This window comes from Haloferax prahovense DSM 18310 (assembly GCF_000336815.1).
In the GTDB taxonomy this organism is placed as follows: domain Archaea; phylum Halobacteriota; class Halobacteria; order Halobacteriales; family Haloferacaceae; genus Haloferax; species Haloferax prahovense.
In genome coordinates, this window is the sequence record NZ_AOLG01000047.1 from 409,740 (window position 1) to 430,247 (window position 20,508).

The 20,508-nt window shown below is 66.5% G+C and carries 19 protein-coding genes; 12 read left to right on the top strand and 7 right to left on the bottom strand.

Translation table 11 applies throughout. The features are described from left to right. Nucleotide 1 precedes the first annotated feature (1 nt). Nucleotides 2–850, bottom strand: a complete 849-nt coding sequence (locus tag C457_RS13895; protein ID WP_008095552.1) for a TatD family hydrolase — start codon at nt 848–850, stop codon at nt 2–4. Nucleotides 851–992: 142 nt separating this feature from the next. After that, nucleotides 993–1,469 (bottom strand): NYN domain-containing protein, encoded by a 477-nt coding sequence (locus tag C457_RS13900; protein WP_008095553.1) that lies wholly within the window; start codon nt 1,467–1,469, stop codon nt 993–995. A gap of 195 nt (nt 1,470–1,664) precedes the next feature. Here C457_RS13900 and C457_RS13905 point away from each other — a divergent pair, with 195 nt between their 5' ends. From C457_RS13905 to C457_RS13915, 3 genes are all read left to right on the top strand, one after another. Continuing rightward, nucleotides 1,665–3,227: a S8 family peptidase gene (locus tag C457_RS13905; protein WP_008095556.1), complete on the top strand. Its 1,563-nt coding sequence runs from the start codon at nt 1,665–1,667 to the stop codon at nt 3,225–3,227. Nucleotides 3,228–3,377: 150 nt separating this feature from the next. Continuing rightward, entirely contained in the window at nt 3,378–4,670 is a 1,293-nt protein-coding gene (locus tag C457_RS13910) for an ATP-grasp domain-containing protein (protein WP_008095557.1), read from the top strand. 338 nt (nt 4,671–5,008) lie between these two features. After that, nucleotides 5,009–5,260 carry a hypothetical protein gene (locus C457_RS13915; protein WP_008095559.1) on the top strand — a complete coding sequence of 84 codons (252 nt, stop codon included), beginning with the start codon at nt 5,009–5,011 and terminating at the stop codon, nt 5,258–5,260. Between the two features lie 118 nt (nt 5,261–5,378). On the opposite strand, the gene tuf is transcribed toward C457_RS13915, so the two are convergent. Beyond that, complete coding sequence (tuf, locus tag C457_RS13920; protein ID WP_004975270.1) at nt 5,379–6,641, bottom strand: translation elongation factor EF-1 subunit alpha; 1,263 nt, start codon at nt 6,639–6,641, stop codon at nt 5,379–5,381. Nucleotides 6,642–7,068: 427 nt separating this feature from the next. Between tuf and C457_RS13925 the strand changes: the two genes are divergently transcribed. The 7 genes from C457_RS13925 to gcvPB all read left to right on the top strand — a co-directional run bounded on the left by C457_RS13925 (nt 7,069) and on the right by gcvPB (nt 16,400). Next, nucleotides 7,069–7,554, top strand: a complete 486-nt coding sequence (locus C457_RS13925) for an Lrp/AsnC family transcriptional regulator (protein WP_008095561.1) — start codon at nt 7,069–7,071, stop codon at nt 7,552–7,554. 379 nt (nt 7,555–7,933) lie between these two features. Beyond that, nucleotides 7,934–9,418: a proton-conducting transporter transmembrane domain-containing protein gene (locus C457_RS13930; protein ID WP_008095562.1), complete on the top strand. Its 1,485-nt coding sequence runs from the start codon at nt 7,934–7,936 to the stop codon at nt 9,416–9,418. Next, complete coding sequence (locus tag C457_RS13935) at nt 9,408–11,843, top strand: DUF2309 domain-containing protein (protein WP_008095563.1); 2,436 nt, start codon at nt 9,408–9,410, stop codon at nt 11,841–11,843. Before C457_RS13930 ends, C457_RS13935 begins: the two co-directional genes overlap by 11 nt. A 316-nt stretch (nt 11,844–12,159) precedes the next feature. Next, nucleotides 12,160–13,251, top strand: a complete 1,092-nt coding sequence (gene gcvT / locus C457_RS13940) for a glycine cleavage system aminomethyltransferase GcvT (RefSeq protein ID WP_008095564.1) — start codon at nt 12,160–12,162, stop codon at nt 13,249–13,251. 2 nt (nt 13,252–13,253) lie between these two features. Then, nucleotides 13,254–13,634 carry a glycine cleavage system protein GcvH gene (gene gcvH / locus C457_RS13945; protein ID WP_008095565.1) on the top strand — a complete coding sequence of 127 codons (381 nt, stop codon included), beginning with the start codon at nt 13,254–13,256 and terminating at the stop codon, nt 13,632–13,634. A gap of 1 nt (nt 13,635) precedes the next feature. Further along, nucleotides 13,636–14,979, top strand: a complete 1,344-nt coding sequence (gcvPA, locus tag C457_RS13950; protein WP_049913598.1) for an aminomethyl-transferring glycine dehydrogenase subunit GcvPA — start codon at nt 13,636–13,638, stop codon at nt 14,977–14,979. Further along, nucleotides 14,979–16,400: an aminomethyl-transferring glycine dehydrogenase subunit GcvPB gene (gcvPB, locus tag C457_RS13955; RefSeq protein WP_008095567.1), complete on the top strand. Its 1,422-nt coding sequence runs from the start codon at nt 14,979–14,981 to the stop codon at nt 16,398–16,400. Before gcvPA ends, gcvPB begins: the two co-directional genes overlap by 1 nt. A 23-nt stretch (nt 16,401–16,423) precedes the next feature. On the opposite strand, the gene C457_RS20670 is transcribed toward gcvPB, so the two are convergent. Further along, the gene (locus C457_RS20670; protein WP_004969725.1) at nt 16,424–16,600 is read right to left on the bottom strand and encodes a DUF7838 family putative zinc beta-ribbon protein; all 177 of its coding nucleotides are present in this window, start codon (nt 16,598–16,600) and stop codon (nt 16,424–16,426) included. Nucleotides 16,601–16,994: 394 nt separating this feature from the next. Here C457_RS20670 and C457_RS13960 point away from each other — a divergent pair, with 394 nt between their 5' ends. After that, nucleotides 16,995–17,336 carry a hypothetical protein gene (locus C457_RS13960; RefSeq protein ID WP_008095569.1) on the top strand — a complete coding sequence of 114 codons (342 nt, stop codon included), beginning with the start codon at nt 16,995–16,997 and terminating at the stop codon, nt 17,334–17,336. Between the two features lie 129 nt (nt 17,337–17,465). On the opposite strand, the gene C457_RS13965 is transcribed toward C457_RS13960, so the two are convergent. Genes C457_RS13965 through C457_RS13975 form a run of 3 tightly spaced genes read right to left on the bottom strand, consistent with a single transcriptional unit; the run spans nt 17,466 to nt 19,642 of the window. Beyond that, on the bottom strand, nt 17,466–18,245 hold the full coding sequence (locus C457_RS13965; RefSeq protein WP_147298779.1) for a hypothetical protein: 780 nt from the start codon (nt 18,243–18,245) through the stop codon (nt 17,466–17,468). A 44-nt stretch (nt 18,246–18,289) separates the two neighbouring features. Further along, entirely contained in the window at nt 18,290–18,874 is a 585-nt protein-coding gene (locus C457_RS13970) for a hypothetical protein (protein WP_008095573.1), read from the bottom strand. 51 nt (nt 18,875–18,925) lie between these two features. Further along, entirely contained in the window at nt 18,926–19,642 is a 717-nt protein-coding gene (locus C457_RS13975; protein ID WP_147302750.1) for a hypothetical protein, read from the bottom strand. Between the two features lie 98 nt (nt 19,643–19,740). Here C457_RS13975 and C457_RS13980 point away from each other — a divergent pair, with 98 nt between their 5' ends. Further along, the gene (locus C457_RS13980) at nt 19,741–20,505 is read left to right on the top strand and encodes an ABC transporter ATP-binding protein (protein WP_008095577.1); all 765 of its coding nucleotides are present in this window, start codon (nt 19,741–19,743) and stop codon (nt 20,503–20,505) included. The last annotated feature ends 3 nt before the right edge of the window (nt 20,506–20,508 follow it).

Consider the following 20,508-nt stretch of genomic DNA (forward strand, 5'->3'; position numbering starts at 1 on the left):
CCTATCGGTCGAGCGTCGCTTCGGTGTCGACGCCGTAGACCAGCGCGGGCGTCTCGACGTGGGCGTTCCTGACGGCGTCCTCGCGCCCCTCGTCGAGGAGCCAATCGACGCGCCGGGGGACGGTCTTCGGCCCCATCACCGCTCCGGGCCGGTCGGGGTCGTCGATGAAGTCGGTCTCCATGAGGAACGGGTCGCCCCGCTCAGCGGCGTCTTCGAGGCGGTCCTTGTCGCTCATGACGCTCGGCGTGCCGCCGGCCAGGTGGCCCTGCGCGTAGTGTTTGACCACGCGCTCTCCGGGGACGCCGCGCTCGGCGGCCCACTCGGCCACGTCCGAGAGGTCGGTCGTCGACTCCGTGTGGAGTTGGAGCGCGCAGTCGCAGTCCGCGGCGAGGTCGAGGCCGTGTCCGAGGACGGCGTTCGAGGCCTCCCAGACGGCGTCCGTGACCTCGTAGTGCGGGCGGCCGGACTTGAGCGCGAGCGCGTCGCCCCCGCGGACGAACTCGGCGGCGGTGTCGAGACCGGCGCACATCAGGTCGCGGGCGTCCTCGGGGTCGTAGCCGCGGTCGTCGACGAGTTTCGAGACGAGGCCGGGGTGGACGCCGAGGACCGGCCACGCGCGTCCGGGAAGTAGTTCGGAAGCCTCGCGGACGACCTCGACCGTCGTCTCGAACACCGGGCGGAAGTCCTCGCCCGTCTCGACCTCGTGGCCGAGGAGCCACGAGGGCTTGTTGACGACGAGGAGATGCGTGCCGCCGCTCCGGGCGAAATCCTTCACCGCCTCCAGCCCGCGCCCGTGGTCCGGGTCGAGGTGGAGGTGGTTGTCCACGACCGGCGTGTCGAACTCCTGCATGGACGAGTGGTCGGTCGGGGGAGGAAAAAGCGAACCGTTCGCGGTCGAGTCGGTGTGTGGTTGGTGCGGTGTCGTTGCGGCGTCGATGTCAGGGCAGGCGGCGTCGGGAGAGCCGGTGACACCGGCCCGCTCGTCTCCCGGCTCAGTCGCCGCCGTCGGCGAGTTCGTCGAGCGTCATCGCGTGGGTCGCCGCGTTCTGGAGCGCGTCCGAGCGGCCGTAGCTCCCCGGCGCGATGGCGACCGTCCGCAGGCCGTAGGCGTTGGCCGTCTCCAGGGCGGGCTTGAAGTCGGTGTCCCGCGAGGCGACCGCGATGACGTCGGCGCGGTCCTCGACGGCGTACCGGGTGAGGTCGACCGCGAGCTTCACGTCCACGTCGCCGCTCGTGACGATGACCTCGAAGCCGCGCGCCTCGGCCGCCTGAATCAGCCCCGGCGTGGCGTGCTCGTCGAGGTAGAGCCGCGCCGCGCTCAACTGCCCGCCGAGCGAGCGAGCCGCCGCCCGGATGTCGTCTAAGTCCACGTCGAACTCGTCGCGGAGGACGTTCGGGCCGTCCACGAAGAGCGCCACTCGGCCCGACGGGAGCCCGTCGGGACCGACCAACCGCCGCAGGAGGTCCATACACCATCTCACCCGGTTTCGGGTTTATAAATTTCGAGGGAGGGGCGACCGAAGCAGGAACGACGATTCGGGAATCTGTCGAGGATTTATTTTGGTTTACGATTCTGTTCCGAATGGTCTTTGAAGAACAGGCTGAAATTGAAATTTCAGTCAAGCTAACAAATATTGCCACGGTCTCCCGAGACATGTGTGCCCATGGCAGGCACACCGAACTTCGACAGACGAACCTTCCTGAAACTCGCCGCGGCCGCCGGGCTGACCGGCGCGGCAGGCGTGACCACCGCGACGCCCGGTCGGTCCCCCGGCCCGAAGAAAGAAGAGATTCTCGTCGGCGTCTCGAAGACGGCCGACAGTCCGCGCAAGGCCGTGGAAAAGCACGTTCCCGGCAACGCGACGGTCGTCCACGAAAACAAGACCCTCAGTTACGTGGCCGTCAAGTTCCCGTCGGTCGCCGCCGACCGCGCCCGCGAGAACTTCATCTCGGCCGTCACGAAGCGCGACGAGGTAAAGTACGCGGAGAAGAACGTCACCCATCAGGCGCTCTACACGACGAACGACCCGCAGTACGGCAGTCAGTACGCCCCGCAGCAGGTGAACGCCGACACCGCGTGGGACACCACGCTCGGCAGTTCCGACGTGACCGTCGCCGTGGTCGACCAGGGGGTCAAGTACGACCACCCCGACCTCTCGGCGCAGTTCGGCTCCGACAAGGGCCAGGACTTCGTCGACGCCGACGGCGACCCGTATCCGGACGTGCTCGCCGACGAGTACCACGGCACCCACGTCGCCGGCATCGCCGCCGGCACCACCGACAACAGCGAGGGCATCGGCGGCATCAGCGACTCCTCGCTCCTCTCGGGGCGGGCGCTCTCTGAATCCGGCAGCGGCTCGACGAGCGACATCGCCGACGCCATCGAGTGGGCCGCGGACCAGGGCGCAGACGTCATCAACCTCTCGCTCGGCGGGGGCGGTTACACGTCCACGATGAAGAACGCCGTGTCGTACGCGACCCAGCAGGGGAGCCTCGTCGTCGCCGCCGCCGGCAACGACGGGAGCGGGAGCGTGTCGTACCCCGCCGCATACAGCGAGTGCGTCGCCGTCTCCGCGCTCGACCCCGACGAGACGCTGGCGTCGTACTCGAACTACGGTACCGACATCGACCTCGCCGCCCCGGGGACGAACGTCCTCTCGTGTTGGACGACCGATACCGAGTACAAGGAAATCTCTGGCACGTCGATGGCGACGCCGGTGGTCTCGGGGGTCGCCGGGCTCACGCTCGCCGTCTACGACCTCTCGCCGGCCGACCTGCGGAGCCAGCTCAAGAACACCGCGGTCGACGTCGGCCTCTCCGAGAACGAACAGGGAGCGGGCCGCGTCGACGCCGCGAACGCCGTCACGACCGAGCCGGGAAGCGGCGGCGGCGGCGGTGGCGGCGGCGACTCGACCACCTCCACCATCGACGACTCGCTGTCGTCGTCGGCCGACTCCGACTGCTGGAGCTACGCGTGGGAGTACGGCTCGCCGTCGCAGGTCGTCGTCGACCTCAGCGGGCCGTCGAGCGCCGACTTCGACCTCTACGTCAACGAGGGCTCGGGGACGTGCCCCACGACCGGGTCCTACGACTACCGCTCGTGGACCACGGACAGCGAAGAGCAGATAGTCATCGACGACCCCGACACGTCGGCCGACCTCTCGGTGCTGGTCGACAGCTACTCCGGCGGCGGCAGCTACACCGTGACCGTCACCGAAAAGGAGTAACCGCGACCGCCGACTCGGTGGCGGGACCGAACCGATAGCCGACTTCATGAGCAGGTGACCGCCGCGCCCGCGACGCGTCGCGCGGCGTCACATTCCGATTCTGCGGAACCTCGCGATGCGCTGATGCGACCGCGACGCGTAGTGTCACCCATGGAGGGGGACAAACCGACGGTCACCGTGGGGATTCTGGGGTTCCACGACAGCAGGGAGACGAAAGCCATCAGCAACGCGGTCACGGCGCTCGGCCACGAGGCTGTCTGGCTCCACGAGGAGGCGGTCGGTATCGACGTGTCGCCGTCGGGCGTCGCGCTCGACCCCGACGTCGACGTGGTGGTCAATCGGCTCCTGCTGTCGAAGTCGACGAGCCCGCTCGAAGACCTCTCTATCGCCAGTTGCTACGCCGCGGTTCGGCCCGTACTCAACGACCCGCGGAACGTCCTCTTCGCGGTCCACAAACACGCGACTTCGAGCAGACTGGCCGCCGCGGGCGTCCCGGTGCCGCACACGTACATGGCCACCGCGGACGCCAGGCTGAACGCCGCGCGAGAGGGGTTCGGGACGCCGGTCGTCTACAAGACGGCCATCGGGACCAACGGCGGAGGGACGTGGCTGGTCGACCACGACCGGGCCGTCTCGGCGACCGTCGACGGCCGGCGAGCGTTCATTCAGGAGTACGTCGACGCGAGTGAACGCCACCGCGACCTCCGAATCTATATCGTCGACGACGAGGTCGTCGGCGCGATGTACCGATACGCCCCGGCGGGTGACTGGCGCACGAACGTCGCGCTCGGCGGCGACGTCGAGGACGCGACGGAGGAACTCTCGCCGGAGGCCGCGGAAACGGCGCTCCGGGCGGCGAGGGCGCTCGGTCTCGACTACGCCGGCGTCGACCTCATCGAGAGCGACGACGGCTGGGTCGTCCTCGAAGTCAACCCGACGGCGGGGTTCCGCGGGCTCTTCCGCGCCACCGGTCGGTCGCCCGCGGCGGCCATCGCCCGCCTCGCAATCGAGCGCGCCGGCGGACGCGTCGACCCGGCGCTCGTCGAGCGGGTCGGGCGCTCTCTCGACGGGACGCGACCGGCAGACGCCCCTTCGGGAATCCGCGACGAGCGAGTCCCCGTCGTCGGCCACGCGGAGCGCGTGACCGTCACCGGCGTCAGCGGGTCGAAAGCGGTGCTCGCGCGCATCGACACCGCCGCGTCGACGACGCGAATCGACCCCCGGTTGGCGGCCGACCTCGGTACCGAGCCGCCGGACGTGGTTGACGACGGCGCGCCCCCGCGAGTGGATATCGTGGTCGAACTCGCGGGGGAACGGCGGACCGTGACCGCGGTGCTCGACGAGGACGTGGGTCCGGAGACGCCGCTTCGAATCGGCCGAGACCTGCTCCGCGACTACTACGTCGACGTGCGCCGGGGCGTCCGCGGCGACGCGGGTGACTAATGAAACCGGATATATCAAGCCATTCGGTTAATTGGCTCCAACCCCTAGGATGACCGCGCCCCGTCCCCGATTCGAGAAGCCGTACTTACGCGACACGATTCGTTTCGACGACCCACCCGCGCTCGATAGCGTGGCCGTGTCGCGTCACGTCCCACGCCGGTCGCAACCCAACAGCCGGCGCACGGCGCGTCGAATCGACCACCGGACGCGGGCCATTCTCCGAAAATCGACTGACGGCGAGCGGACAGTTTCCCGTGGGGAACAATCACGATGTGGTTTATAACGATTTACTAAACGCACCGCCGGGTTTTATGTATCCAATTAACATATAATTGGGTATGTCTGAGACAGCGTCCAGAAATAATTCGAATACGTTCACAATCGTAAACGAGGTAAACGACCACGGTGCGGCGACCCTCCGCGGCGACAACGGCTCGACGTACCACGTGACCTCCTACGAGAACAGCACCTTCCGCGCCTACCTCGCGAACCACCACGCCGGCGACCGCGTGCGGATGGACATCGAGCGGGCCGGCGTTCGCGCGAACGTCTGGCAGGTGTCGGCGCTCTACCCCGGCGCTAACGAGTGACGCCGCAGGCGGCGGACGCTCACACGCGGTTTGTGACCAATCGGTCGACCGACCGCCGTGCAGACGGCCCAACCGCTGTCGCGGCGGTGGGACGAAAAACGGTGGTCGAAACCGGGCGCTACTCGTAGACTTCGAGGACTTTGCCGGCCGCGATGGTCTGTCCCATGTCGCGGATGGCGAAGCTGCCGAGTTCGGCGATTTCTGACGACGGTTCGATGCTGAGCGGCTTCTGGGGACGCAGCGTGACGACGGCGGCGTCGCCGGCCTTGATGAAGTCCGGCTCTTCCTCTGCGACCTCGCCCGACGCGGGGTCGAGCTTCTGGTCGAGCGACTCGAACGTGCAGGCGACCTGCGCCGTGTGCGCGTGGATGACCGGCGTGTAGCCCGCCGTGATGACCGAGGGGTGTTGCATCACGACGATTTGCGCCTTGAACGTCTTGGCGACCGACGGCGGGTCGTCGGCCGGGCCGCAGACGTCGCCGCGGCGGATGTCGTCCTTGCCCACGCCGCGGACGTTGAAGCCGACGTTGTCGCCGGGGCCCGCCTCCGGGACCTCCTCGTGGTGCATCTCGATGGTTTTCACCTCGCCACCCGCGTCAGAGGGCATGAACCGGACGTTGTCGCCGGTCTTGAGAATCCCCGTCTCGACGCGGCCGACCGGGACCGTCCCGATGCCGGAGATGGTGTACACGTCCTGAATCGGGACGCGGAGCGGCGCGTCCGTCGGCGGTGACGGCTCTGGGAGGTTGTTGAGTGACTCCAGTACGGTCGGCCCGTCGAACCACGGCATGTTCTCCGATGGCTCGGAGATGTTGTCGCCCTCGAACGCCGAGATGGGGATGAAGCCGGCGTCGTCGGAGTTGAACCGTACCTGGTTCAGGAGCTGTTGGACCTCCTCTTTGACCTGCTTGTAGGAGTCCTCGCTGTAGTCGACGACGTCCATCTTGTTGACCGCGATGATGAGTTCCTCGATACCGAGCGTTCGGGCGAGGAAGACGTGCTCGCGGGTCTGCGGTGCGACGCCGTCGTCGGCGGCGACGACGAGAATCGCGTGGTCGGCCTGCGACGCACCCGTAATCATGTTCTTCACGAAGTCGCGGTGGCCGGGCGTGTCCACGATGGTGAAGTAGTACTTGTCCGTGTCGAAGCGCTGGTGGGCGATGTCGATGGTGACGCCGCGTTCGCGCTCCTCGGCGAGGTTGTCCATGACGTAGGCGAACTCGAAGCCCGACTTCCCCTTGGACGCCGCCTCCTCGCGGTGCTGTTCGATGATGTGTTCCGGGACGCTGCCTGTCTCGAACAGGAGCCGGCCGACGAGCGTGGACTTCCCGTGGTCGACGTGTCCGATGATGGCTAGGTTTTGGTGTGGTTTGTCTGCCATGGGTATCAGGGCGGTGTCGCCCAGTTTGATAGAATATGACACCCAAAGGTAAATCCGTTTTCCCGGGGCGAAGCGCGTCTCGCGCCGGTTCAGACGGGTCGTTGAAACGGGCTATCAGGAAACGCGAAAACTCAGGAAATCAGTCATGTCGCGGCGCAGTCGGGCGAACTGAAAGGAGAACCGAACCCCGACGAACCGCTCAGAACCCGCGCATCGCGGCGGCCATGTCGGCGAAGGTGGCCGTGCGGCGAACGGACTGCTCGTGAGCGTCGGGCGCGTCGGTGTTATCTTTTACAACAATCATAGTAACTAATTGTATCGGATGGGTAATAAATCTATCTCCGGAGACGACGGACCTCGGATGCCGAGCGGGCCTCCGTCCGAGCAATATCAAAGGATAAAGTGCTCTCCTCTCCGATGTAGTGGTATGGCTGGCGAGGATATCGACGACGTAGACAAGGCGATTCTGTACGCGCTCCAAGAGGATGCCCGGAACATGTCGTCCGGCGACATCGCGAAGCGAACGGGAACCTCGGACAGCACCGTCCGCAAGCGCATCCAGCGACTCGAATCCGACGGCGTCGTCAAGGGTTACAGCGCGAGCGTCGACTATGGGAAGTCGGGCTACCCGCTCCGAATGTTGCTCTACTGTACGGCCTCGATTCCCAAGCGGGGCGAACTCGTCCCCGAGATTCTGGAGATGGACGGCGTCGTGGCCGTCCAAGAGCTGGTCACCGGCGAACAGAACCTCCTCGTCACCGCCGTCGGCGAGACGGACAGCGACATCACCTCCATCGCGCAGGAACTCCTCGATATGGGCCTCACGGTCGCCGACGAGGTGCTCGTCCGCACGCACGAGACGACGCCGTTCGGGAAGTTCGACGCCGAGAGACACGCCGAAAACGATTCCTGAGCGGACGCGCGCACGATATCCTCGCGACGAACGGAGCGTTCACGAATCGGTCAGCGAGTCCGACGAACGACTGCAATCGCGGATCGTCGCGGAAAGTCGCCCCCGTGTGAACCGTCGCCGACACTCGGCCGTCGAACGGGCAGATAGCAGGGCACGAGGCTCGAAACGAGCGTTCTAAGCCGATTTCCCCTTCCAGAACCGGCGGTTCAAGCCGGACCGCACTCACAAAACCATAATGTTCTATAATGGCTAATTTGCGAACGATTTGTGAATGTAGGTAGATTTAATAGACAATCTGTTCTCGGATGGGTGTAAGGACGACCAGTATCGGACGCCGAACGCGTTTCGGTGACCGTTCTGGTCAACGACGAATCGAACGATGTCAGGACACAGCTCGAAGCCGACGGTCGGAGCACTCCCGGACGCGGTGGCGGACTCGCCACTCGCGCCCGTCGCACTAACGAAGCTCGTGTGGGCGCTGTTCGCCGCGAGCGTCGCCGTGCTCTTCGCCCGAGTCCGACTCGGCGGCGCGTGGGAGGTTCCCGGCGTCGTCGCCGTCGACGGCCTGACCGTGCTGCTATGGGTGGTCGTGACGTTCTTCAGCGGCATCGTCCACAGCTACTCGCGCCGCTACATGGCCGGCAGTCGCCACGAGACGAGCTTCTTCGCTACCGTGTTCGGCTTCACGGTCGCCGTGATGGGCCTCGTCGCGGCCGACCACGTCGCGCTGTTTTGGCTGCTCTGGCTGGCGATGGGACTGGCGATGGCGAAACTCATCGGCATCGTCGACGGCTGGAGTCAAGCGCGGGCCGCCGCGAGCGTCGCTCGCAGGTACTTCCTCGCCAGTAGCGCGTTCCTCGGCGTCGCGCTCGCGGCTCTGTGGTGGGCGACCGGCGCGGCGACGGTCTCCGGCATCGCCGCGAGCGCCGACGGGCTCGGCGGGCCGGTGTGGCTTCTGGCCTGCGTCGCGCTCGTCCTCGCGGCGATGATTCAGTCCGCGCTCGTCCCGTTCCACGGCTGGCTCCTCTCGTCGATGACCGCCCCGACGCCCGCCTCCGCGCTGATGCACGCCGGGTTCGTCAACGCGGGCGGCATCCTGCTGCTTCGGTTCGCCCCGGTCGTGACCCTCGACGCCACGCTCATGCTCGGCATCGTGGCCGTCGGCGCGACGAGCGCCCTCCTCGGAAAGCTGCTCAAGAACGTCCAGTCGGACGTCAAGAGCGAACTCGGCTGTTCGACCATCGGACAGATGGGCTTCATGATTATGCAGGCCGGCCTCGGCTTCTTCGGAGCCGCCATCACCCACCTCATCCTGCACGGCTTCTACAAGGCGTACCACTTCCTCAGCGCGGGCGCGGCGGTCGAACACACCGCCCCGACGGACCACGACGCCCACGAGACCGGTGTCGCGGGCGCGGTCGTCGTCCTGGCGACCGGGCTGGCCGGCGGCGCGCTGTTCGCGGCGCTCACCGGGAAGGGAACGCACCTCGACAGCGGGCTCCTGCTCGTGACGTTCGTCGTGCTCACCACGCTGCACGCGGCCCGCAACGTCGTCGCGCACGCCTCGCTTCCGACGACAGTCCGCTACGGCGCGGTCCCGCTCGTCTTCTTGCCGGCAATCACCGTCTACGCGCTCGCCTACGAGGCGATTTCGAGCCTCCTGTCCGGGCTGCCGGTCGTCGAGGCCCCGGCCGAACTGAGCGCGCTCCACGCGCTCGTCGCCGGCGTCTTCCTCGTCGTCTACGCCGCGATAGAACTCGGCGTCCACGAGCGCAGCCACCGCCTCTACGTCGCGCTGTTGAACGCGAGCCAACCCGCCTCCAGCACCGTGCTGACCGCCACGGAGGACTACAATGAGTACTGAACACACCATCGAAGACAGCATCGACAAAGCGGCGACGACCGTCGGTTCGGTCTGGCCGATTCACTCGTTCGTGACGGCCAACCCGCTTTCGGGGTTCGAAGACATGCCGTTCCACGAGGCCGTCACCCAGGCCGCTGACCTCGTCGGCGGTCGCGGCTACCCGACCCCCGAGACGTTCCGGGCGGCCCTCGACGACGGGCAAATCGACCCCGACGTGCTCGCCTCGGAACTGGCCGACCGCGGCTACGAGGACGACCCCGAAACGCTGCTGGAGCGCATGGACGCCGGCGTCGAGTCGGAGCCCTCGGACGCCGAGACTGACGCCAACACCGACACCGCTCGGGTCGACCGCGTGCTGACGAAGTGGCTGTCGGCGTTCCTCGACGAGGGACAGGCCCACTGGCCGATGCCGAACCGCGAAGACGGGTTCTACAGCGCCTTCCGGTCGATGGCCGCGTACGACGGTCAGATTCCAGACGACGGAATCGTCGCCGACCTCCCCGAGTCGCCGGTCGAAACCGTCGAAGCCGCGCTGGAGTCGTATCCCCAGGGCCAGTGGGTCCCGATATTCGAGGAGCAACTCGCCGCGCTCCCCGGCTGGACCGGCTTCGTCAAGCAACGCGCCGCCGACGGCGGCGAGTGGCAGTCCACGCACCCAATCACGCTCGAAGGCTACCTCGCGGCACGTCTCGCGCTCCTCGACGCGTTCGGCGTCGATGTCGAGCCGTCGACCGGTCCCGAGACCCCCAAGGCCGACGCGGCCGACGAACTCGCCGACGCGTTCCTGAGCGCGTGGGAGGCGAGTTACCGCGGCGAGGTCGTCGACCGCGTCGCCGCCGAGAGCGAGGCCCTCGACGATAGCGACTCCGCCGGCCGCCCGGACGCGCAGTTGGTCTTCTGTATCGACACGCGTTCCGAGGTCATCCGCCGCCACATCGAGGACACGGGCGACTACGAGACCCACGGCTACGCCGGCTTCTTCGGCATCCCGATGGAGTATCAGGGCTACGACGCCGATGTTGCGGTCGACGCCTGTCCCCCGATTCTCGACCCGCAGCACCACGTCTCCGAGGTCCCGACCGACAGGGAGACGAAGGCGAGTCACGACCGCTGGTCGAACCTCCGTGAGACCGCGGGCGAAGTCATCGAGTCGCTGAAGACCAACCCCGCCACCGCCTTCGGATTCGTCGAGAGCGCCGGAAGCGGGTACGGACTGGCCCTCGCGGCTCGCACGTTCGTCCCCGGTCGCGTCTCCGACCTGCTGGGAACCGCCGACGACGCGGTCCCCGACAACCACGAGTTCTGCGACCAGGCCGTCCACCGGCAGCACTCCTACGTCGGCGACCTCCCGGTGGGGCTGACCGACGAGGAGAAAGTCGAGTACGCCGCGAACGCCTTCGGACTGATGGGCTGGGAGGAGTTCGGCCGTCTCGTCGTGTTCACCGGCCACGCCAGCGAGACGGCGAACAACCCGTTCGATTCGAGTCTGGACTGCGGTGCCTGCGCCGGCAACCCCGGCGGCCCGAACGCCCGCGTCCTCGCGGCAATCTGCAACGACGAGACCGTCAAGGCTGAACTCCGCGACCGCGGGTTCGACATCCCCGAGGACACGGTGTTCGTCGCCGGCGAGCACAACACGACGACCGACGAAATCGACCTGTTCGACGGCGACGTGCCCGAGAGCCACGCCGACGACCTCGACCAGTTGCGCGCGGACCTCGCGGTCGCCCGGGAGAACGCGACCGCCGAGCGCGCCGAGTCGATGGGTGCCGACGGCTCCGCGGGTGTCAGGGAGACCGAGCGCCGCGCCGCCGACTGGGCCGAGACGCGCCCCGAGTGGGGACTGGCCGGCAACGCCGGTTTCGTCATCGGCCCCCGCGAACTGACGAGCGACCTCGACCTCGACGGCCGCGCGTTCCTCCACTCGTACGACCACTCGACGGACTCCGACGGCGACGCGCTCGAAGCGATTCTCACGGGACCGATGGTCGTCACGCAGTGGATTAACGCCCAGTACTACTTCTCGACGGTCGACAACGCCGTCTACGGCAGCGGGTCGAAGGTGACCCAGAACCCCGTCGGCAACGTCGGCGTCTACCAGGGCAACGGCGGCGACCTGATGACGGGGCTCCCGCTCCAGTCGCTGATGGCCGCCGACGACAGGCCGTACCACCAGCCGCTCCGCCTCTCGACGATTATCCACGCGCCGGTCGACCGCGTCTCCGACGTGCTGGCCGACCACGAGGAACTGACCGAACTGCTCGACAACGACTGGCTCTCGCTGACGGTCGTCGACCCGACGCAGGACCACCGCGCCTTCCACTACGAGGAGGAACTGACGTGGACGCCGGCGTCCGAACAGATAGCCGCCGAGGTCGAAGCGCGTCCAGAGTCGCCGAACGCGCCCGCCGTCGCGGACGACTGAGACCGGCCTCGCCCCGAACAGGCGGCAGCGACCCCGACGGTCTCCGCTTTTCTGACTCTCTGTCACCACCCAGTACGACACGGATAGCGATCTCGCGGCGCGTCGCAACCCCGTTTCGGAGTTCTGTATCGCAGTAGTCGGTTTATCACTCCGAACGCCGTCCAGACCGCAACCGCTCCCGGACGGCAGATTTCGCCACCTGGTTGCGGGTTCGTGGTGTTTACCCCCGTAACTCGACCCAGATTCATGCAAGATAATGAACAGACCGAGCGAACAGATACCAAAGCATTACTTATCGCAGTTCGCAGGGGCCTGTATGGGCCTTCGCAAGCCGCCGTTGTACGACGTCCACGCGGACGCCGGGGCGACGTTTACCGAGTTCGGCGGATGGGACATGCCTGTGGAGTACGACTCCATCAAGGCCGAACACGTGGCCGTCCGAGAATCGGTCGGCATCTTCGACGTTTCGCACATGAGCGAACTCGAGGTGTCCGGCCCGGACGCGACCGCGCTGATGCAGCGCCTGACGACGAACGACGTGACGGCCCTCGAACCGGGTGATTCGCAGTACTCGGCCATCGTGAACGACGAGGGCGTCATCATCGACGACACCGTCGTCTACCGACTCCCCGACCGCGACGAGCGGGTCTACCTCTTCATCCCGAACGCCGGCCACGACGAGGAGATGTACGACCGCTGGACCTCGTTCCGCGACGACTGGGACCTCGACGCCACCGTCGAGGACGTGACCGAGGACTGGGCGATGTTCGCGGTACAGGGCCCCGACGCCCTCGATTCGGTCACGGACGCCACCCCCGACGCCGCCCTCGACGACCTCTCGAAGTTCCAAGCGACGTTCGCCGACGTGGCGGGCGTCGAGTGCTGGGTGGCCCGGACGGGCTACACCGGCGAAGACGGCTTCGAGGTCCTCTGTCCGTGGGACGACGCCGAGACCGTCTGGTCGGCGCTCGACGCGACCCCCTGCGGGCTCGGCTCCCGCGACACGCTCCGACTGGAGATGGGCTACCTGCTCTCGGGACAGGACTTCGACCCCGAGACTGAGCCCCGGACCCCCTACGAGGCCGGCATCGGCTTCGTCGTCAAGCTCGATACCGAGTTCGTGGGCCGCGACGCCCTCGAACAGCAGTCCGAGGCCGGCGTCGACGAGACCTTCGTCGGCTTCGCCCTCCTCGACCGCGGCGTTCCCCGACACGGCTACGACATCGCCGACGCGGACGGCGAAGTCATCGGCGTCGTGACGAGCGGGACGATGAGCCCGACGCTGTCGGAGCCTATCGGCCTCGGCTACGTCCCCGTCGAGTACGCCGACGACGAGACCGAGATTTCGGTGCTCGTCCGCGGCCGCGAGAAGCGCGCAGTAATCGTGACACCTCCCTTCATCAACTGACAATGTTCGAAATCCCTGACGACCGGAAGTACCTGGAATCGCACGAATGGACCACCACCGAGGGCGACGCCGTCAAAATCGGCATCTCCGACTTCGCGCAGGACGAACTGGGCGACGTCGTCTTCGTCGAACTCCCCGCTGAGGGCGACGAACTCGCCGCCGGCGAGGAGTTCGGCGTGGTCGAGAGCATCAAGGCCGTCTCGGACCTCTACGCCCCCATCTCGGGCACGGTCACGGCCGTCAACGAGGAACTGTTCGACGCCCCGGAACTCCTCAACGACGACCCCTACGGCGACGGCTGGATGCTCGAAGTCGAACCGGCCGACACGAGCGAGTTCGACGACCTCCTCTCTCCCGAGGAGTACCGCGAGCAGACGGAGTGAGATGACGGCTGGAAACGGACGGCGGGTCGGAAGCCCGTACGCCCCACACACCGACGCCGACGAGGAAGCGATGCTGGACGCCGTCGGCGTCGACAGCGCGGAAGACCTCTTCGACATCCCCGGTGAGGTCCGCTTCGACGGCGAGTTCGGCGTCGACAGCGCCGACGAACAGGAGCTCAGGAACGCCATGGCCGACCTGTTTTCACGCAACGAGGAGCTGACGGAGTTCCTCGGTCGCGGCCACCACGCCCACTACGTGCCGGCGCTGGTCGACGACCTCTCGCGGCGCTCGGAGTTCCTCACCTCGTACACGCAGTACCAGCCCGAAATCGCACAGGGCTTCCTGCAGGTGCTGTTCGAGTACCAGTCGATGCTGGTCGAACTGACCGGGCTTCCGGTCGCCAACTGCTCGATGTACGACGCCGCGACGGCGCTCGCCGAGGCCGCGCTCCTCGCGAACCGCCTTCGCCGCGGCGCGAGCGGCCACCGCGTGCTCGTCCCCGAACACCTCCACGAGGGTCGTCTCGGCGTCCTGGAGAACTACCTCGACGGCGCGGAGATGGAAATCGGCGAGTACCCGATGGACGACGGCGCGGTCGACGTCGAGACCCTCGCGGACCTCGTCGACGACGAGACCGTGATGGTCTACGCCGAGACCCCGACGGTCCGCGGCGTCATCGAGGAGCGACTCGCCGATATCAGCGACCTCGCCCACGACAACGACGCGCTGTTCTGTCTCGGAAGCGACCTCGTGGCGCTCGCCCTGCTCGAAGAACCCGCGAGCGTCGGTGCCGACGTGGTCGTCGGCGAGGCCGGCGCGCTCGGCCTCGGAACGGCCTACGGGATGGGTCTCGGCATCTTCGCCACCCGCGAGGAGTACCTCAGGCAGGTCCCCGGCCGCCTCGTCGGCGTCTCCGAGGACAGCGCCGACATGCGGGCGTTCACGCTGACGCTCCAGACCCGCGAACAGCACATCCGAAAGGAGCGCGCGACCTCGAACATCTGTACGAACCAGGCGTGGGTCGCGCTCCGAACCGCCATGCACATGGCGTGGCTCGGCCCCGACCGCCTCGTCGACTTGGCGACGCAGGCCGTCACCGACGCGCGCGACCTCGCCGCCCGACTGGACGAGCTTTCGGGCGTCAAAGCACCGCTGTACGACCGCCACCACTTCCGCGAGTTCGTCGTCCGGACGGACCAGCCCGCGCCAGCCATCACGAACGACCTCGCCGGCCGCGGCTTCGCGGTCCACGCCCTCGACGACCACCATCTGCAGGTCTGTATCACCGACGCGAACGCCGACGCCGCGGACGGACTGGTCGCGGCCTTCGAGGAGGTCATCTGATGAACTTCGACCAAGCCCGATTCAGCCGCGACGACGAGTACGAACCGCTCCTGTCCGAGAAAGACAGTACCACCGTCGAGGTCGATTCCGACGGCGTCCTCCCCGACGACCTGACCCGCGACGAACTGACGCTGCCGGCGCTGTCTGAGCCGCAACTGGCGCGCCACTACACGCGCCTGTCGCAGATGAACTACAGCGTCGAACTCGGGCCGTACCCGCTGGGGTCGTGTACGATGAAGTACAACCCCTCGTTCACGGAGGACGTGGCCGCGGACCCCAACGCCGGGGTCCACCCCGACCGCTCCGACCGGACGATTCAGGGGACGCTCGGCCTCCTGCACGGCCTGCAGGAGTACCTCGCCGACATCGGCGGGATGGACGCCGTGACGCTCCAGCCCCCGGCGGGTGCCGCGGGCGAGTTCACGGGTATCCTCGTCGCCAAGGCCTACCACGAGTCGCGCGACGACGACCGCTCGGAGATTATCATTCCCTCGTCGGCCCACGGGACGAACTTCGCGTCGGCCGCGATGGCCGGCTACGACGTGGTCGAACTCCCGTCCGACGACGACGGCCGCGTCGACATGGAGGCGCTCGACGCCGCCATCTCCGAGGAGACGGCCGCGCTCATGCTCACGAACCCCAACACGCTCGGGCTGTTCGAGCGCGACATCGTCGACATCGCCGAGATGGTCCACGACGCGGGCGGCCTGCTGTACTACGACGGCGCGAACCTCAACGCGCTGCTCGGCCGCGCCCGCCCCGGCGACATGGGCTTCGACATCATGCACTACAACGTCCACAAGACGTTCGCCACGCCCCACGGCGGCGGCGGCCCCGGTGCGGGTCCGGTCGGCGTGGTCGAAGAGCTCGCGGAGTTCCTCCCGAGTCCGATGGTCCGCGAGACGGCCGCCGGCTACGAGCAGTACGAACCCGAGTCCTCTATCGGCAAGGTCCACGGCTTCGCCGGTAACTGGCTCGTCCTCGTGAAGGCGTACGCCTACATCGCCCGCCTCGGCGACGCCGGTCTCGCGGACGCCAGCGCCAAGGCCGTCCTCAACGCCAACTACCTCGCCTCGCAGATAGACCTCGAAGTCCCGTACGGGCCGTTCCACCACGAGTTCGCGGCGACCTCGGGCGACCGCGACGCCGCCGACGTGGCGAAGCGCATGCTCGACTACGGCGTCCACCCGCCGACGACGAAGTGGCCCGAACTCGTCTCGCAGGCGATGCTCACGGAGCCGACGGAAGTCGAGGACAAGGCGTCGCTCGACGACCTCGCACACGCCTTCAACGCGGCGTACGCCGACTCCGACGAGGCGCTCGAAACCGCGCCCACGAAGACCAGCGCCCGCCGCATCGACCAGGTGTCCGCCGCGCGGAACCCGCGGCTCTCGTGGCAGGCGCTCGGCGACGGCGAATAACGAGAAAACCTCTTTTTCGCGGCTTACGCTTCCGCTTTCGCGTACGTCTCGATGTCGTCCGTGATGTGGATGTAGCCGTAGTCGCACTCCGTGCAGTGCCACTTCGTCTTCGTGCCGAGGTGAATCTCCATGCTGGCGGCGAGGTAGAACGTGTCGTTGCCGCAAGCCGGGCATTCGCGCTGGATTTCGAGGTCGCTCATGGGGTCGAATCCGTGGTAGTCGTTGTTGAAGATATTGGTTCGCGGGCGGGATCGGCCCGTGATAAATCAATTACGACGATATGAAATTCGTCTCGGCGGCCGAATGCCCGCAATGGCGAGGGCATCGGCGTCTGCGCGCTCGACACGAGAGCGACATCGGCGCGAGCGTCCAGAGCGTCGTCGCCGGGATGAAGACCTCTCGGCGTCTGCATCGAGGTCAAAGCGACCGGCCGACGGGAGGCGAGACTCACCGTCTCGGGACTCGCCGGCGTCGACGAGACACTCACCGTCTCGATATAGGCGGCCGACGAGCGAGTGCGACGGGGACCGTGTCGGCCTTGCGCACACCTGTCTGTGAAGTAGTGTTATCTCCTTCCAGACACAAGCGACCGGCGTGTCCATCACCGCTATCGAGCGACCCCGCGTACTGCTGTTTTCCCTCCTCACCGTCGTCTTAGGCGGCCTGACCGTTCGGGCCACCGTCGGCGGTCACGACCCCGTGCAAACGCTGCTCCTCGCCTCGCTGACGGGGTACGCGGTGACGGGGTTGTTGTTCCACCGGGTACCGAACGTCGAGCGCCTCGCCGCGGTCCCGCTCGGCGTCATCGGCGTCGCCGCCTACGCGGTCGGCGCGCCGACGGACCTCCCGGTGCTGTTGGTTCTTCTCGGCGTTGGGGGAGTGGTCGACCTCCTGTGGGACCCGACCGGGAACGTCCAGGGGAGCCAGTCGGACTGAGCGCGGGCAAGCCAGCAAACGGCTCGGGCGGGCGTCGAAGCGTGATTTCGTGGTCGCCGAGAGACGAGGGTTCGGGTGTCCGAGTCCCCTGAACGGCACGCCGACCGGCGGCCAGCGGGACCATCGTCACTAGGGAACCAGTCCGCCGAACCATTGATGCACGTAGAGAACAGCCGGGTACGTCGCGGGAAACGCGAGTAGGAACCCGTTCAAGCCCATGAACGCAGCGTTGAAAACGTGGAACAGGACGCCGAGTGAGAGCAGTCCGACCGACAGTTCAATCGGTCGAAGGAGTACTAGCGGGAAAGCACACTCGAAGGCGATGACGCCCCACGAGCCGACCTGGGTGAGCCGGGGATAGCGGTCGAGAAACCGAAACACGCGGCCGTTCCCCCAGTTGTTCGTCGCGAAGACACCGAGCACTGCTGTCCCGTCCCGCCACTCGTCCGACATCGCCTTACTGAGCCCCGCAATCGCGTATGAGAGGACCGCCTGGGCGGCGACGAACGCCATGGCAGCACGGGAAAGAACGCTCCCCTGGGGGGCGAGCGTGACGAGCAATACCCCGAAGGTAACGATCGTCGCCATCTGGAAATCACCGCTCAGGCCGCCCTGACACCGAAAGACGATGCAGACGTCGGTGAAAAGAACGACGAGAAGTCCGAGCGGGGATGGCATCCCGAACGCCGCCGTCACGCCGACCGCAGCGCCAGCCAAGAGTCGGCAGCCGAGTACCCACCGGAATCGGGGATACGTTATCAGCGGAACGACCACCTTCGAGGCCGGTCCGGACTCCGCGAACAAGCGGGAGACGTCCCAATTCAGTACGCCGTCGGGCTCGAATCTGCCGCGGGTAGCTAACTGCTCTGCCGACTTCAGGACCGTGTGAACGCCGATAAGGAGTGCCATCACGCGCGTGGCTCCGATGAGTGTGAGCGTTGGAATCATGTTAATCAGTCATCGAGTGAGTGAAATTCCGAGGCGAATACCAGTTCGTGCCCGTCGCTCGCGCGCGAGTACTGCATAACAGCGAACTGCGTGGACTCTCCGAGCGGTGAGTGTTCCTGTGCCGTCACGAGCTGCAAGAGCGTGAGGTACATCGTCGAGAACTTCACCTGACCGAGATCGACTCGTCTCGGTTCCGGGGGGGTTGCCGCTGTTACCTCCGTTTCGGAATCTGCGCGCTGTTCGTCGTCATCAAAGGCTGACGTGAGACCCTGTGTGAGGTCGAAAAGTGCCTTACTCCGGTACATCGATGGGTTCCAGACCCACCGGACGATAGCCGGAGGGGCCGACTGACTGAGTTTGTCGACGCTCCGCCAAGCGCTCAGCGACCCGTCGGTTCGACGGTCGCGGTATAATAAGACGTAGTCGTGTTGCCCCGGATGTGGCGAAAAGAAGTTCCACTTCGGAACTATCGCGTACAACGGACCGAGCCGTTGGGAGAGCGCGCTTGCGCCAATCCGGGTTGAGTTTCCTACCGTGGCTCCGACCCACGCACCCAGAAACGCGAGAACGACCGACTGAAGCGGCGTCATCGCGGACCAATTCGGGAGGTTTGCTGCATGATTGGAGCCAGATGGCGTCGTTTAGGCGCCAACCCGCGCCTCGATCAGCTCACTCACCGACTGGCCCGAGTCGGCGTCGGAACTGGCACCCGAGGGAGCCTCAAACGCATGGTTAGCTCGTCCGCTGCTCGAGACGGCAACCGCTGCGATGGTGACGGCGACGACGGCCGCCGCGGCGGTGGACAGGTCGGACTCTGGGTCGAAGTCGGGGACGTCTTCGCCCGCTGGAAGCCGGTCGAGCGCATCGCGTTCCGCCGAGTTGAGACCCGGCGGCGCGACGATGATGTGGAACGTCAGTTCGTCGGCACCTGCAGCCTCGCGGACCCAGAACGACGACGAGTCGATGCGACCGCCATTGAACGGGACGGAGGTGACGGCAATTGAGGCCTCGGATGGAATCGCCCGGTCGGCGACGATTTCCCGGTCACCGTAGCCGAGGTCGAAGCTCGAAACGTCACCGCTCACTTCCGAAGCCGGGCGGGGAGCGACCGACTCGTCGGCGATCTGCTCGGCGATGTGGTCGCGCTCGTTCGCGTCGAACGCCCCGTCTGCGTCGTCGAGGCCGGCGAGCGGATCGTCAGCCTCCCGGGAACAGATCAGCGTGATGCTCCCGCTTAGTTGCGGCGGCACCACGTCGAGTTCTGACCGTGAGAGCACGGTAACTTCGGGGGAATTGGTCTCGATGCTGGCACTACTATTCTCAACGCTTTCACGTTGATTTATGACACTGCCGGACATGTCATCAGTATAATAATGTTAGATGATAATAAAGATACTCCCGGGGCAAATCCGAGTGACTGGAGTGCAGCCCCGTTTGAGGAGGCAGTTTAATTATCGTGATACACGACGAACGAAACGTGCCGCTAGCAATCGAGACCGAGTCGCTCCGGAAGGAGTACGGCGACACCGTCGCAGTCACAGGGCTCTCTCTCCGAGTGGAGTCGGGGAGCGTCTATGGATTCCTCGGTCCGAACGGTGCGGGGAAGACGACGACGATGCGCATGCTCACGACGCTGACGGCGCCGACGAGCGGCCGCGCGCGCGTCGCCGGGGCGTCCATCGAAGACAGGGCGTCGGTGACGAGTCGAATCGGATTTCTGCCGGACGTTCCGCCGCTGTACGACGAACTCACCGCGCGCGAGCAGTTGCGGTACGCGGGCGGCATCCGTGACCTGCCCGCCGAGACGATTCGCGAACGGGTTTCGGCGCTTCTCGACCGGTTCGACCTGTCCGACGACGCCGACCGCCGCCTCGGAGCGTACTCCCGCGGGATGCGAAAGCGCGTCGGACTCATTCAGATACTCTTGCACGACCCCGACGTTGTGTTTCTCGACGAGCCCACGTCCGGACTGGACCCGCGGTCGGCGCGGACGATGCGCCGCGTCATCGAAGACCTGGCCGACGACGAGACCACCGTGTTCCTCTCCTCGCACCTGCTCACCGTCGTCGAGGCGCTCGCGGACCGCGTCGGCGTCATTCAGGACGGACGGCTCGTCACCGAGGGGCCGCTGGACGCGGTGAAACGCAAAGCGCAGCGCGACGGGGAGTCGGAAGGGCTCGAAGCCGCCTTCCTAGAGATGACCGAGGGCCGGAGCGAGTGACCG